A 14317-nucleotide genomic window follows, 5' to 3' on the forward strand; every position below is an offset into this window, starting at 1 on the left:
AGAGTAAAGCCAATGATTAATAAAGTTGATTCACTGGATAGCCTTGTTGCTATTGTGCCTGTCCTTACAGCAGCTGTTCCTGCGGATTTATCAATTGCTATTTGTGATTTGGAGAAGTTTATCGCCTATTTTCCGGGTAAAAATCTCGATTTAAGGATTGTCGCAGGCCAGCAGTTAAACCCGGATGAACCGCTCGCTCTTGCGTTAAGGGAAAACAAACGGCTTGAGTCAGAGGTGCCCGCTGATTTTTACGGATTTGAATTTGTTGGAACAGCCGTTCCTGTGCACGACAAAAAAAGTAAAGTCATTGGCGGAATCGCTATTCAAATGCGCAAGCAAACTGAGTTAAGAGCCATTGCAGATCAGATTTCCATATCTTTAACACAGGCCAATGAACAAATTACGAATGTCGCGAATGGATCGGATTCACTAGCCAAGTTCACCCAGAATCTTCTGGTTCAATCTTATCAGGCTGGTGAAGATGTCAAAAGTACAGACGAGGTGTTATCGATTCTGAAAAGAATCGCGGATCAAACGAATTTGTTAGGCTTAAATGCAGCGATAGAAGCAGCGCGCGCCGGGGAAAAAGGCAGAGGATTTGAAGTAGTAGCCAGTGAAATTCGTAAGTTTTCAAAGGAAACGGTCCTATCGAGTGAAAAGATAAGTGAAACATTAATTCATATCCAAAAAGCCACACAACAAATTTCAAGTTCCATCGAGCAAATAGCTACGATTGGTCAGGAGCAAGCAGCCTCAACGCAGCAGATTTCAACGTTTATTGAAGAAATCCAAGATATGTCGAACAAACTCAATGAGTATGCGAAAAAATTATAAGAAAACGATAAATGAAGCGGTCGCAGATCATCCGGAAGATCTGAGAATTACCATGCACATTTGCCGTGGAAATTTCCGTTCAACCTGGATTTCTTCAGGTGGTTATGAAGCTGTTCCCTTAGGGGGATGGCTTTTTTTTATGCTTCGTTGATAATGTGATTTTTAGGACAGATGCATAAAATACCATTTTATAATATGGAAGCATACCACATCAAAACATAACTTTTCCTTTCATGTTATTCGTGTTCTATAGGAGGGATAGCACAAGTGGCTATAACAGCAAAATGGGCTCGAGGGACCGAAGGGAAAGATTCACCATGTCCGAATTCTCGGCCCTGAGCGGAAACAGACACAGGTTGAGATTTGTGAACTACTCTCCATTAAAATGGAGAGCTTCTGCTGGGCAGACCGTATGGCCTGATTACAGATGACCAGCAGAACTTTTCATGCTTCATCGATGCGTGCCTTACCGCCCAAAAGCGGAGTGGTCTGTTGTTCGCTATAGAACTCCCACGGTGCCGCAGCTCCAAGGTCTTATGGCATCTCCACATGCACACTCCGTCGTTCCAACGGTGAAAAATCCAATTGATCCATTAGGCTCCGAGCTTTCGGAGTCCTTCCTTCAGATCTTTCGCCGTTTCCTGGAGGGCCGTGGAATCGACTTCAGAGAGAAACGGCATCCGCTTCTTCATCGCAGGCAGCATGCCTTTCTGTGTGCCGTACGTTACGCTATCCTTCCGGCGTGTCCATGCTTTGGAGCGCTGAGCCAAAAACATGTTGTACACAAACCTGCGGCAGCCAAAGGACTTATGGATCAACACTTCCTGCTCTTTGGTTGGATAGAGTTGCACAACCAGTCCGAACGTTTGTTTATGTTCCTGCCTGGACCGTTTCTTCCGTCCCATCCTAAGCCCTCCTTTCTCCACCTCCAGTATAACAAGAACATACGTTTGGTTCAATATTTATTCTTGCGTAAGAAAAAGAAAAGAAGAGTGATTCATCTCCCCATTGAAATGCGGAGGATTCTTACTCATTTATCCTAAAACGGACGGCTACGTTCTTGGTGTGAATCCTCCGATTTCTTTAATTGCGGCAGTTCTTCCATCAAGTATAAGCTGTATACGATGCCCAATAAGCAATTACTGGCCTCTGGTGTTGTGGAAAATATCAAACAGGAAGAAGACGGACATCATTTACGCAAGATTGCAGAGGAAATGAAGAAGTACCGGATTGATGCGATTGCCCATCGGGTCGTACATGGGGGAGAAGAATTTGCGGAATCGGTGCTTATTGATGAACACGTAAAAGCAGCGATTAAAAAGCTAGACCCATTTGCACCGCTTCATAATGCGGTGAATTTGTTAGGAATTGAATGGACAGAAAAGCTGTCGAAAGAAAAACTGCGTCTCATTAGCTGCCATATCGGAAACGGGGTTTCATTGACAGCGATCCGATATGGGATTTCATATGAGACAACGATGGGCTTTACACCGATTTCAGGCGTGAGCATGGGTACACGAAGCGGGAATATCGATCCAGGCATAATTCCGTATTTGGCCGAGATTGAGCAAATGGACGTACATGGCGTCGTCGACGGTATTTTAAACAAAAAAAGTGGATTGTTGGGCGTCTCCGGCTGGTCGCATGATATTCGGGACGTTCTCCAGGCAGCGAGAGAAGGAAACGAACGCTGCCAGCTGGCCGTTGACGTGTTTACTAAAAAGATTCATACCTATATTGGTCAGTATTTGGCCCGGTTAAACGGGGTTGATGGCATTATTTTCACGGCCGGTATTGGAGAGAACAGTGCGGAAATCAGGGAGAAAATCTGCAACGGTTTTGAGTACGCGGGCGTTGTGATAGATCAGGAGGCAAACTATCATAGCAAAGGCGAGCGCTTTATTAGCAGCCGGATTTTCCCCGATCAAGGTCATGGTCATTCCAACGAACGAAGAATTGATTATGGCACGTGATGCATATCAGCTTGTAGAACAAGTGGTAAGCATCAAAATATAGCCCCTTGAACTCGTTTTTATCAACTGTAATGAACCAAAAACCCGGAAATGCCTGTTTTCCGGGTTTTTTCTTGAGGAAAAGACATAGCTCGCTCTGGCATATTTCTTTTTATCTTCATAAAACCGTTGCGCATCTTTTCGCTGAACACCTGAAGTCAAATGCAGCTGTTTTATGCGCTGCATTCAGAAGGATTAATCCTTGCAACGTCGAATGATACAGAATGCTTCAATAAACTCAGAAACTTCGGAGGCAATCGATGAATAATGAACTGCAGTTATTAGGAGCCAGAATCATAGAGAAAAAGTATGAAGTTGCAAAACAAGTCCATCAAAATAGAATCGTCGGGATTTCAGAAGAAGAAAGAAAGCAGCTGGCTCAAATAGAAGAGGAAATCCTAAACATTCGAGCTCATTTCATAAGTTTATTTGGCAAAATCCTAGAACAGCAATTAAGTCATGACCAAGCCTTTCAAACATTTTTGGATTGGGGCAAGGAAATAGGACAATATATTTTTAATTTAGGGATACCATTGGATGAAGCGTTAAAAGATACCAGCTATTATCGGACTTATATATGGAAAACGATTCAGGAAGAAGCAAAAGCACAGAACATGTCAGCGGATACTATCTTCGATGTCATATCTATTATTGACCCTCTTCTGGATCAGGCTGTGTACTCCTTTAGCCTAACCTACGTTCACTCGCACCAGGCAGCTCTTGAGGAGGCCAAAAAGGATTTTCTCAAAATATCGGTACCGATTGTACCCCTTTCAACAGGAGTCGCGATATTGCCATTAATAGGAACTGTTGATACAGACAGAGCGAAATTATTAATGGAGGAGACGCTGAAAGAGGCAGTAAATCTAAAGTTATCCCACCTTATAATGGATCTATCAGGGGTTATGGTGGTTGATACGATGGTGGCGGATCAGATTTTTAAGATCTTTAGTGCTTTAAAACTAGTAGGAGTGAGAACGCTCATAACCGGCATACGTCCCGAAGTAGCACACACTATGGTAAATCTGGGCTTGAACTTTGGAGATTTGACGATGAGAACTAATTTACAGCAGGCCGTCAGTGACTTACAGAAGAAAAAAGCTTTATAGGGTCAATTATGAAGGCTCTAATTTTTACGTCTTAGAATGAAAAGTGAATGATTGTTAGATTGATGTCAACATATAGCGGAAAGGAATTTCGTCTCATGACTCAGACGGTTTTGTCTACTCTATTTAACGTGATCGTCCCCATCTCTATCCCTGTAATTGTGGGAGCAATCCTCAGGCTTTTTATGAACCTCGATACAAAGCCCTTGCTTACTTTATACTTATATTTCTTAAGTCCCGCTATCATTTTGGAAACCCTGGATACAGCGGACATTTCCTTTGGGGACGTGTATAACTCACTCGCTTTTGCACTTCTTAATCTTATTCTGCTTTGGATTATTGCAAATATTCTGGGTAAAATACTGAAGTTGCCGTCACCTGAACTCGCAGGCCTTACTTTGGTTTCTACTTTTACAAATAGTGTGAATTATGGATTGCCACTTGTACTGCTGGCTTTCGGAAAACTTGGCTTAGACAAAGCCTCTGTGTACATCATTTCTCAAATGATCATCGTAAACACTATAGGTGTATATTTTGCAGCCCGTTCCCAATTTTCAATTAAAAACGCTGTGAAGTCAGTATTTAAGCTGCCTGCCATTTATGCAGCTATATTGGCGGGGATACTTCGGGCATTTGATCTGCACTTGCCGGTTGGTATCGAAAGAGGGGTCGCAATGGTGGCGGGCGCTTATTCTCCTGTTGTACTGGCTATTTTGGGCGCCCAAATGGTTAATGTCAGAAGTTCTGAACCGGCCAAAGGGGTTCAGAGCGCTTTTTGGACCGGCATCACGGTGCGCCTCTTTTTGTCGCCGCTTATCGCACTCCTCGGCTTATATCTATTGAATATAAAAGGCATTCTGTTTTCCGTATTGTTAATTTTATCCTCTATGCCAGCTGCGGTGAATGCCGTTGTTTTAGCGGAAAAATTTAATGCCTCTCCTAAATTTGTTTCCAAGTGCATACTTTGGACAACGCTTGCTTCTTTTCTGGTGCTGCCTGTTCTCATTGTCCTCATTCATTAATCGTAATAGAAAGAAAATTGTGTAAAACTATTGCGAAAAAGATAATAATTCTGTATATTATAAAGCAGATGTCTGACAAGCTGATAACAGATCATTAGGTTTGCGATATGAAAGCGGTTTAGAAAGGATGAGGATACGTAAAGAACATTCCAGGAATGGTAGGTTTCGATTTGAAAGCGGTATCAAAAACATGGGACTACAAGGATTTGCCACAACCAGTCGCTTGAAAGGAGAAATAAGCAATGAAAAAAGTGGGAAGTTTTCGTTTTTGGATTGGCGGACTCTTTGGTGTACTTATTCTTGTTAATTACCTGGATAGAGTAAATTTAAGTGCCGCAGCCCCTTATTTAATGCAGGATTTTCATTTAACTCCAACACAATTCGGAATCTTAGCCTCTTCCTTTGCCTGGACATATACCTTGCTGCAAATTCCCACTGGCTTTATTTTGGATAAAATCGGCATCAAATGGGTGGGACGGATTGCAACTTTAATTTGGACGGTGTCTACCGGATTAACTGCGTTTATTAGTGGCCTGGGTCCACTGCTTGTTCTGCGAATGCTGCTTGGTGTTGGTGAAGCACCGGCATTTGCTGCAGCAACCAAATCGGCGGGTTACTGGTTTCCACTTCAAGAAAGAAGCCTCGCAACGTCGATTTTTGATTCGGCTACTAGATTAGCAAATGTAATCGGAGTTCCTCTTGTTGCATGGATTGTGATGACTTGGGGTTGGAGAGCAGCATTTGTTGTCACAGCCGTTATCAGTTTGCTTTTATTTTTTTGGTTTTCAGCGCTTTATCGAGATCCAAAGAATCATCCTAAACTTTCCAAAGAAGAGCTGGCCTATATTGAACAAGGCGGCTCACAGGCGGTTGACGGTGAAAAGTCTTCCATTAGAGGACTTCTTTATCTTTTACGTCAGCCAAAAGTATGGGGGCTTACAATTGGTTTTGCCGCCTACGACTACTCCCAATTTATGTTTTTAACCTGGATCCCGGGATATATGGCAAAAACGATGCACATGGACATCTTAAAGTCTGGTTTGTATACAGCCATTCCGTGGTTGTTTGGATTTGCATTTGACCTCATCATTGGGGGATGGCTCATCGACTATCTTATCCGAAGAGGAAAAAATCCTACCCGTGTTCGTAAAACGATTTTAGTTGTTGGCCTCATCCTGGGTCTCGGTGTAGCGGGTGCAATGACCACGACAAGCCCAATGGTTGCCGTTTTCTGGTTAAGTGTGTCGTTAGCTGGGCTTTCGATGTCGGCTCCAGTAACCTGGTCGATATCCACGATTATTGCACCAAAAGGCTACGTTGGAGTCGTTACTAGTTTTATGAATTTTGTCGGAAACATTGCGGGCATTGCCGCTCCAATCTTGACGGGATGGCTCGTGCAGAGGACGGGAAATTTCTCAGCGGCATTTTTAGTGGCGGCAGTTATATTGTTGATTGGTGTTCTTGCTTATACCTTCATGCTTGGCAAAATCAAACAATTGCCGTCTCCGGAAGAAGCTGCAGAACAGAAAAGGAAGAGACAAGAGAAAATCATTTCTGCTTAAACATTAAACAAAACAACGTTTTATAATATAAAACCATAATGTGCAGGAGGTCAAGATGCAACAATACCATATTCCGACTGAAATTAAATGGGGCCGTGGCCTTGCCGGTAAGATCGGTGAATTGATTCGGCCCCTCTCGCCGACTAAAGTTCTCATTGTGACAGACCCCGGTGTGCGGGCGGCCGGTCTTATCGCTGTGATTGAAGAATCTTTAGAAACTGACAAGATTCCTTACATCGTTTTCGACCAGGTACAACCCAATCCGTCTTCGGGTGTGATCCACAGTGGCTACGATTTATTGCATGAAAATAACTGTGACATCGTTGTTTCCATTGGCGGCGGCAGCAGTATTGACACCGCGAAAGGGATTGCAGCGCTTGCGACCAATTCCGGGCACATCTTGGATTATGAAGGGGTCAATAAATTGCGTGAACGACCTTTACCCCATATTGCCATACCCACAACTGCAGGAACAGGAAGCGAAGCAACACAATCCACGGTTGTCACTACACCGGATCATTTTAAGGCAGCTGTGTTAAGCCCATATTTGTATCCGTCGATGGCCATACTCGATCCATTGTTAACGCTAAGTCTTCCGTCACACATCACAGCGTCAACCGGGATGGATGCTCTTACACACGCCATCGAGTCCTACATATCGAAACAAGCGACACCCATCACACAGGCTCTTGCGTTACGCGCGGTACACCTAATCAACCAGCATTTGTCCACTTGTTTCTTTGTCGGCGATGATGTGGAAGCCCGCGAACAAATGCTTCTCGCCTCACTTCTAGCAGGGATGGCGTTCTCACAATCACGGCTTGGCAATGTGCATGCGATTTCCCATACATTTGGTGGCGTGTTTAATATCGCCCATGGCATTGCCAATGCAACTCTTCTTCCTTTTGTCCTTAAATTTAATCTGCCGGCATGTGAAAGTAAAATGGCTGATATTTCACAGGTGCTGGGTAAAGATACGCTGGAATGGGTACAAATCATGAACCAAAAAATGTCCATCCCCGATAACATTAAGGATTTAGGCGTTACATTGGATGTTCTGCCAAAGCTGGTCACGGATGCGATGCGCAGCGGAAACGTGCTAGTAAACCCAAGAAAAACAACAGCTGCTGATATCCAACAGATTATAGAAGATGCCTACCACGGCGTAATATAAGGAGGAAATATAATGATCTACGAAATGAGAACATACACAGTTAAAATTGGAAAAATGCAGGAATATCTTGGCTTATTCGAAGATGTCGGGCACGCCATTATCTCGAAGTACGCCAAACTTGTGGGTTACTGGTATACGGAGATTGGCGAATTAAACCAAATTGTTCACGTCTGGGCGTACGAAAGTCTTGATGTGCGTGCGGAGCGGCGCAAAGCGCTATATGAAGATCCGGAATGGCTAGAGAAGTTTATTGCACATGCCATGCCGTTACTAGAAAAGCAGGAAAACAAAATTTTATATGCTACGAATTTTTCGCCGCTACAATAGAAGAAAGTAGTTAAAAACCTGCAGTACTCGTGAAGAATGGAGCAAAGCAGCGGTACAGCAATTGGAGCAATGGGTGACAAGGTATCCACTGCTCCATTCGGGTTAGGAGGGTGTATGAACAGGATTGCCCGTATTCAGAGACGGAAAATTTCAGGAGAAATTGTAGATGAAATCAAACGTTTAATCAGTGAGGGTGTTTTTTCACCTGATGACAAGCTCCCGTCAGAGACGGAGCTTTGCAATCAGTTTGGGGTCGGACGATCTAGTGTAAGGGAAGCGCTCAGTATGTTAGCTGCAGCCGAGATTATAGAAACCAGACAGGGTGAAGGGACATTTGTCCGGAAAATCCAGATCGGTAATTATATTCATCCGTTAGCTCTTTCTATCGTAACAGAAAAGCAGCAAACGCTGCATTTACTGGAGATGCGCCGATACGTAGAGTCAGGAATTGTAGAGCTCGCGGCCATCCGCAGAGATCAAAACGATATCAAGGAAATTAGAAAAACCCTTTTGGATCTGGAGATGAAGCTGCAATTGGGTGAGTCCGAAATGGAGGCTGATTTTAACTTTCATATGGCGGTTGCCTCAGCTTCCAAAAATCCGCTTCTGATTCAAACAATAGAAAACCTGGCACAGGTAATGAAGCAAAGCATTGAATATGCCTATAAGGAAAAAAACCTGGAGAGACGATGGCAAAGTCTACAAGAGCATAAGGATATTTTTTCACATATTGAAAATCAGGATTCCCTAGGCGCTGTTTCTGCCTTAAAGCGACATTTAGAAAATATTTCAAAACTATTCAGTTAATTAGGAGGTTCAAGATGCCCGATGTTACCACTCCGATAGCTGCACAGACGATAAAAAAAGTCACGAAGCGGATTATACCCTTTATTTTTTTACTTTATATTGTGGCGTTCCTGGATCGGGCGAATTTAGGTTATGCGGCCCTAGATATGAACAAAGCGCTTGGGTTGACGAGTGAGGTTTTCGGCATTGTTTCAGGCATTTTCTTTTTAGGCTATTTTTTGTTTGAAGTTCCAAGCAACATGCTCTTATATCGTACGGGTGCCAGAAAGTGGATTGCCCGAATTCTTGTAAGCTGGGGAATCGTCGTTATTATCACCGCATTTTCAAAAAACGTGGCTCACTTGTATATTCTAAGATTCATACTGGGTGCGGCGGAAGCTGGATTTTTCCCAGGGTTGATCTTATATATGACATACTGGTTTCCGGCGAAGGAGCGGGCCAGGGCGATTGCTCTGTTTATGACCGCCATTGCGTGCTCTTATATTATCGGGGCGCCTGTGTCTACTCTTATTATGGATCATATTCACTGGTTGGGAATGCCCGGGTGGCGCTGGTTGTTTATCTTAGAAGGTCTGCCTGCGGTTCTGTTGGGAATCGTGACCTATTTCTATTTAACGGATCGGCCGGATCATGCAAAATGGCTTACACAGCCAGAGAAGGATTGGCTAAAACTTACACTTCAGCAGGAGCAGGAAACAAAGAGCAAGCTAAAACAGCATAGCACTCGGGAAGTTTTAAAAAATCCAAGAGTATGGTATCTGTCCCTCATTTATTTTGCTTTTAACATCGGTGCGTACGGTGTTGGATTCTGGCTGCCACAGATTATTAAATCGCTTTCTAAACTATTAACAAATACTGAGGTTGGTCTGCTGACCGCCATTCCCTATGTCGCCGGTGCGATTGCGATGATCTTTTGGTCCCGCCGCTCAGATCGGTTAGGCGAGAGACGAATCCATGCCGCAGTTCCGCTTCTTATCGGGGCACTGGGATTGATGGGGTCAGGCATGACGACTAATCCTGGAATAGCGATTGCGATGATGGCTGTCGCAGTAGCAGGCATGTACAGCTTCTATGGTCCATTCTGGTCTTTGTCCACACAATACCTGACCGAGTCAGCAGCCGCTGTTGGAATTGCCTTTATTAACTCCGTTGGAAATTTGAGCGGCTTTTTGGGACCTTACGTGATAGGCATAATTAAAGATGCCACAGGAAATGTTAAATTGGCGCTTTTTTTCTTGAGCGCAGCACTTGTCGTATGCAGTGTCTTGTTATTTGCTATGCGTAATAAGCAAACACCGCAATCCCTGGATAACTCTTCCTACGCAAATGTAAAATAGTTTACAATGGAATATAAGATGAAAGATAGTAACTTCGTGTGGATGTCATAACGGAGCTAGGAGGGAGAATCTTGCAACCTGCTCATATAGAAGAGATTAAGAGAATAGTAGCCACAGGACGTGTATTGACAGAAGAGTTTGATAGATATAGCTATTCGTTCGATGCCTCATTTGGAACCTATCTGCCTGATGTGGTCATCCAAACGGCAGATGTGCAAGAGATTGCAGCGCTTGTGAAGCTCGCCAACCGGGAAAAGATTCCTGTCTATCCGCGCGGGCAGTCAACATCGCTGAGCGGTGGACCTTTACCGGTAAAGGGCGGGATGGTGCTTGATTTATCCGTGATGAATGATGTGCTGGAGATCGATGAAGAGGATCTGGTGGCTGTCGTATCACCTGGAGTGCTTACTTCAGAAATTCATAAGGCTGCAGAGCAGAAGGGACTGATGTACCCGCCTGATCCCAGCAGTTCGCATGTTTCTACAATCGGCGGAAACCTTGCAGAGAATTCAGGCGGTCCGCGTGGCTTAAAATACGGCGTGACAAAAGACTATGTCATTGGGCTTGACGTGATCACGCCTGAGGGAGAAATCATTAAAACAGGCGGCAGAACGGTAAAGAATGTTACGGGTTATGATTTAACCAAATTAATTGTAGGATCTGAAGGTACCCTTGGCATTATTACAAAAGCAACGCTGCGCCTCATTCCAAAGCCCCCTGCGTCGGAAACGATTATGGCTATCTTTGACAGTCTGGTAGATGCGGGTGCAGCCATCTCCAAAATACTCTCATCCGGTATTTTGCCGGCCAAGATGGAGTTGATGGATCAAGCTTCTATTGTTGCGGTGGAGAATTATGAACCGTCCAACCTGCCAATTGATGCCGAGGCTATCATTCTCATTGAGCTTGATGGACATCCTGCAGCGGTTGGCGCAGAAGCTGAGCAGGCTGCTGTGCTATGCAAAGAAGTAGGGGCACGGGAGGTTCGCATTCCGAAGACACCGGATGAGAAGGCGAACGTATGGAAAGCACGGAAACTGGTTTCTCCCGCCATTGTGCGAATTAAGCCAACCAAAATCTCGGAGGATGCTACGGTGCCGCGCAGCAAAATTCCAGATATGTGCCGCCGCCTGCAGGAGATCAAACAGAAATATAACGTACACCTTGTTGTGTTTGGTCATGCGGGAGATGGCAATCTTCATCCGAATATTATAGCGGATAAAAGCGATAAAGAAGAGATGCGCCGTGTAGAATTAGCGGTGGCAGAAATATTTCAGACAGCCATCGAGCTGGGTGGAACCTTGTCAGGAGAACACGGTATTGGGACGATGAAGGCCCCGTTCTTGGAGATGGAACTGGGGACAGCAGAACTCGATATGATGAAGCGCATTAAGCAAGTGTGGGATCCCAATAACATTATGAACCCTGGCAAGATTTTCCCTGAACCAGGACAAAAGTTGGTGTTGACGTAATGGATAACCAGTTAGCAGCTTTGCGCAAAGAACTGCAATATGATAAAACGAATAGCTGCGTTCAGTGTGGATACTGCCTGCCAGTGTGTCCAACTTACGCCACGATGGGAAAGGAAACACACTCCCCAAGAGGCCGCATCAACTTGGTGAAAATGGTAGGGGAAGGCAGAATTACCGATCTGGCTGTGCTTGAAGAACCGATGAATTTATGCCTCGGCTGCCGTGCGTGTGAGACAGCATGCCCTACCGGAGTGGAGTACGGGGCGATTCTTGAAGCGGCTAGAGCGGCGATTACCCGGCGCAAGAAGTTTTCCGTACCTGTAAGAACGCTGCGCGGTGTTCTTTTTAAGAAGGTGTTCCCCAGCAAGAAAGCTATGAAGCTGATGGGGAACGGACTTTGGCTTTATCAGAAGAGCGGTATGCAAAAAGTTATGCGAAAATCCGGTTTGATGGGGAAGCTGCCTTACCACCTTGGATCATTTGAAGCAGTCACTCCCGAAGCAGTCGCTCCGAGAGACCGCGGTCGTTTGCCAAAGCGTTTAGCCGCAAAAGGCGAAAAAAAGTACACGATCGCTTTTTTTACAGGCTGCATTATGGATGCCATGTTTCAGCGCATTAATCGCCTTTCGATAGAACTATTAGCAAAGGCAGGATGTGATGTTATCGTCGTAGAACATCAGACTTGCTGCGGGGCTTTGCATGCCCATTCCGGTGAGATGGAGGAAGCGCGGGTGCTCGCCAAACGCAACGTTGCGGCCTTTGAGCAGGAGCAAGTTGATTTCATCGTAAATAATGCGGGAGGCTGCGGAGCGATGCTTCATGAGTATGCGGACTTCTTAGCTGATGACCTCGATTGGAGCGAGAGAGCCAGGCAGTTTAGTTTAATATCCAGGGATATTAGCCAGGTCCTCGTCTTATGCGGCGGTGTACCGGTAGAAGACCATCCCGTTGAACGCGTTACCTATCAACGATCCTGCCATTTAACGAATGTACAAAGAGTGGTCAATGAACCGCTGCAGCTCATAAAAGGGATTCCGAACGTTCAGCTGATTGAAATGAACCAGGCCGAGATGTGCTGCGGTTCTGCAGGCATTTACAATATTGTTAATTACGATGCATCCATGGAAATACTCGATAGGAAAATGGAGAGTGTGAAAGAGACGCAGGCAGTGTCGATTATTACAACGAACCCCGGCTGCTTACTTCAGATGAAGCTTGGCATTGAACGTGAAAACTTAGGTTCCAGTATGCGGGCTGTGCATCTTGTTGAATTTCTCGCAGAAGCTGCTGGTATTAAATGAGAAAGTCCAAATTGATGGCCATGATGAATACAAAGGATCACTCAAGCTTTTTCAAGTTGAGTGATCCTTATGTTCTTCTGGTTGTTCAGCTTTTTCTGCTGGATAAACCTGTTGGGGTAGTTAATTCTCAGGCTTGGCCATGCTGCGTGAGATCTGCTGCCACACTGTCCCGCTTGCTGCTTCGCCGCTTTCAATGCGCTCTAAGGCCATTTTAGCCTGCAGGCTGACTTCAAATTCCGGATCGTGCTGGGCCTTAAGAAGAGCAGGAATGGCGGAGGGTTCACCGACTTCAAAAAGAAAGCGTGCTGCCCGCCACCGAACCAGTTTATTTGGATCCGCTAATGCGTCCGCCATAGGTCCTGTCGCCAGCGGATCGCCAATGTCGGACAAGGCATCACCAGCCGTGCGCCGTACGACAGCAGATTTGTCCTTTAACGCCATAAACAAATGGGGCAGTACCTCTGGCTTGGAAATCATTCCCAGATAAACGGTGGCGAGTCTGCGAATGGATGTTTTAGGATCGTTAAGTGCTTTCGCCAGAACGGGTATATCCTCCACGGTTGGGTTCATTCGATCAAGGGCTGCAAATCTTTTTTCCCAATCCGGATGCTCCATCATATCAGATACCTGTTGTGCAGGAAGCGGTGCCTCTATTTTTTCCTCGGCTGCTTCGCCTTCTGTCGCCTGAGCAATGAGTTGGCCCAGACGTTCGTTATCGTACGCGGCAGCCAGTTCTTCTCCAACCTCTTCTCCGATTTCTTTGAAAGTTCCGTATCTTACGCCTTGTTCATCCCAAATGCGCTCCAAAATATAATTCTGTGAAGCCTTTTGCACCTTCATGACGGCTTCACTAAACCTTGGAGGGAGTCCAAATCGCATTTCTTCCGCGTCTGCCACCAGTTTGATCTGGATTGGGATGCCTTTGAATTTTTGGATGAGGACTTGAACTTCACCAAAGGACGCTGCCGGTGATCCATCGGCTCCGGCTGTATGGGAGGTTTTTTTTCCAAAGATCTGTTCAATATGAGCAATAACTTCTTTCCAATCAGCTTTGGGGTGACGCTCAACCGAAATGAAATCGCCCACCTGAAAAACACCTTGAACACCATTAACTGCCAGCAGCTGCTGAATATAATCTGGCGCGTTTTCTTGTTTTTCTCTGGTAAAGTTTCTAGCAACACCTTCTGGAAGCGCTTCATCCATATTTAATTTCATAACATTAGGGCTTGGGGTGGGTTCGATTGATTTTATCTTTATGATGTTCCTCTCCTTTCAGCGAAATGGTTCAAAGTTCATAAACTTACCTGCTATGCTTATCATGATAATCAATTCAAAAAGGAAAGTACAGGAACGAAGTGTTGCC

General features: G+C 45.0%; 12 protein-coding genes and 3 pseudogenes. 13 read left to right on the forward strand and 2 right to left on the reverse strand.

Features of this window, described 5'->3' with window-relative positions:
• Positions 1-12 precede the first annotated feature (12 nt).
• The 3 genes and pseudogenes from PP175_RS11235 to PP175_RS11245 all read left to right on the forward strand — a co-directional run.
• Positions 13-834, forward strand: coding sequence for a methyl-accepting chemotaxis protein (locus PP175_RS11235; protein WP_272442878.1), 822 nt, complete (start codon positions 13-15; stop codon positions 832-834).
• A pseudogene (locus PP175_RS11240) lies at positions 830-949 on the forward strand (5-methyltetrahydropteroyltriglutamate--homocysteine S-methyltransferase); the annotation flags it as partial. The gene PP175_RS11235 and the pseudogene PP175_RS11240, both read left to right, overlap by 5 nt.
• A 186-nt stretch (positions 950-1135) precedes the next feature.
• A pseudogene (locus tag PP175_RS11245) lies at positions 1136-1255 on the forward strand (PduL/EutD family phosphate acyltransferase); the annotation flags it as partial.
• A 172-nt stretch (positions 1256-1427) separates the two neighbouring features.
• On the opposite strand, the gene PP175_RS11250 reads toward PP175_RS11245, so the two are convergent.
• Entirely contained in the window at positions 1428-1739 is a 312-nt protein-coding gene (locus tag PP175_RS11250) for a helix-turn-helix domain-containing protein (RefSeq protein ID WP_272442881.1), read from the reverse strand.
• A gap of 219 nt (positions 1740-1958) precedes the next feature.
• Here PP175_RS11250 and PP175_RS11255 point away from each other — a divergent pair.
• The 10 genes and pseudogenes from PP175_RS11255 (at position 1959) to PP175_RS11300 (ending at position 12954) form a co-directional block, all read left to right on the forward strand.
• Positions 1959-2850, forward strand: a pseudogene (locus PP175_RS11255) (acetate/propionate family kinase).
• Between the two features lie 256 nt (positions 2851-3106).
• Positions 3107-3955, forward strand: coding sequence for an STAS domain-containing protein (locus tag PP175_RS11260; RefSeq protein WP_272442882.1), 849 nt, complete (start codon positions 3107-3109; stop codon positions 3953-3955).
• 95 nt (positions 3956-4050) lie between these two features.
• Positions 4051-4974, forward strand: coding sequence for an AEC family transporter (locus PP175_RS11265; RefSeq protein ID WP_272442883.1), 924 nt, complete (start codon positions 4051-4053; stop codon positions 4972-4974).
• Positions 4975-5216: 242 nt separating this feature from the next.
• Positions 5217-6536, forward strand: coding sequence for an MFS transporter (locus tag PP175_RS11270; protein WP_272442884.1), 1320 nt, complete (start codon positions 5217-5219; stop codon positions 6534-6536).
• 55 nt (positions 6537-6591) lie between these two features.
• Positions 6592-7710, forward strand: a complete 1119-nt coding sequence (locus PP175_RS11275) for an iron-containing alcohol dehydrogenase (RefSeq protein ID WP_272442885.1) — start codon at positions 6592-6594, stop codon at positions 7708-7710.
• A gap of 12 nt (positions 7711-7722) precedes the next feature.
• Positions 7723-8037, forward strand: coding sequence for an NIPSNAP family protein (locus tag PP175_RS11280; RefSeq protein ID WP_272442886.1), 315 nt, complete (start codon positions 7723-7725; stop codon positions 8035-8037).
• A gap of 114 nt (positions 8038-8151) precedes the next feature.
• A complete protein-coding gene (locus PP175_RS11285) occupies positions 8152-8844 on the forward strand; it encodes a FadR/GntR family transcriptional regulator (protein ID WP_272442887.1) in 693 nt (230 codons plus the stop codon).
• A 14-nt stretch (positions 8845-8858) separates the two neighbouring features.
• Positions 8859-10181: an MFS transporter gene (locus tag PP175_RS11290; protein WP_272442888.1), complete on the forward strand. Its 1323-nt coding sequence runs from the start codon at positions 8859-8861 to the stop codon at positions 10179-10181.
• Between the two features lie 68 nt (positions 10182-10249).
• Positions 10250-11653 (forward strand): FAD-binding oxidoreductase, encoded by a 1404-nt coding sequence (locus PP175_RS11295; protein WP_442870462.1) that lies wholly within the window; start codon positions 10250-10252, stop codon positions 11651-11653.
• A complete protein-coding gene (locus PP175_RS11300) occupies positions 11653-12954 on the forward strand; it encodes a (Fe-S)-binding protein (RefSeq protein ID WP_272442890.1) in 1302 nt (433 codons plus the stop codon). Before PP175_RS11295 ends, PP175_RS11300 begins: the two co-directional genes overlap by 1 nt.
• Positions 12955-13074: 120 nt before the next feature.
• Here the strand turns inward: PP175_RS11300 and PP175_RS11305 are convergent, their stop codons facing one another.
• Positions 13075-14211 (reverse strand): conserved virulence factor C family protein, encoded by a 1137-nt coding sequence (locus PP175_RS11305; RefSeq protein ID WP_272443245.1) that lies wholly within the window; start codon positions 14209-14211, stop codon positions 13075-13077.
• Positions 14212-14317 lie beyond the last annotated feature (106 nt).

It is taken from the genome of Aneurinibacillus sp. Ricciae_BoGa-3 (genome assembly GCF_028421645.1).
Classification (GTDB): Bacteria; Bacillota; Bacilli; order Aneurinibacillales; family Aneurinibacillaceae; genus Aneurinibacillus_B.

Bases quoted from the DNA above. Each gene is read 5' to 3' on its own strand.
- PP175_RS11235 (WP_272442878.1), top strand. From the start codon at position 13: ATGATTAATAAAGTTGATTCACTGGATAGCCTTGTTGCTATTGTGCCT.
- PP175_RS11250 (WP_272442881.1), bottom strand. From the start codon at position 1,739: ATGGGACGGAAGAAACGGTCCAGGCAGGAACATAAACAAACGTTCGGA.
- PP175_RS11260 (WP_272442882.1), top strand. From the start codon at position 3,107: ATGAATAATGAACTGCAGTTATTAGGAGCCAGAATCATAGAGAAAAAG.
- PP175_RS11265 (WP_272442883.1), top strand. From the start codon at position 4,051: ATGACTCAGACGGTTTTGTCTACTCTATTTAACGTGATCGTCCCCATC.
- PP175_RS11270 (WP_272442884.1), top strand. From the start codon at position 5,217: ATGAAAAAAGTGGGAAGTTTTCGTTTTTGGATTGGCGGACTCTTTGGT.
- PP175_RS11275 (WP_272442885.1), top strand. From the start codon at position 6,592: ATGCAACAATACCATATTCCGACTGAAATTAAATGGGGCCGTGGCCTT.
- PP175_RS11280 (WP_272442886.1), top strand. From the start codon at position 7,723: ATGATCTACGAAATGAGAACATACACAGTTAAAATTGGAAAAATGCAG.
- PP175_RS11285 (WP_272442887.1), top strand. From the start codon at position 8,152: ATGAACAGGATTGCCCGTATTCAGAGACGGAAAATTTCAGGAGAAATT.
- PP175_RS11290 (WP_272442888.1), top strand. From the start codon at position 8,859: ATGCCCGATGTTACCACTCCGATAGCTGCACAGACGATAAAAAAAGTC.
- PP175_RS11300 (WP_272442890.1), top strand. From the start codon at position 11,653: ATGGATAACCAGTTAGCAGCTTTGCGCAAAGAACTGCAATATGATAAA.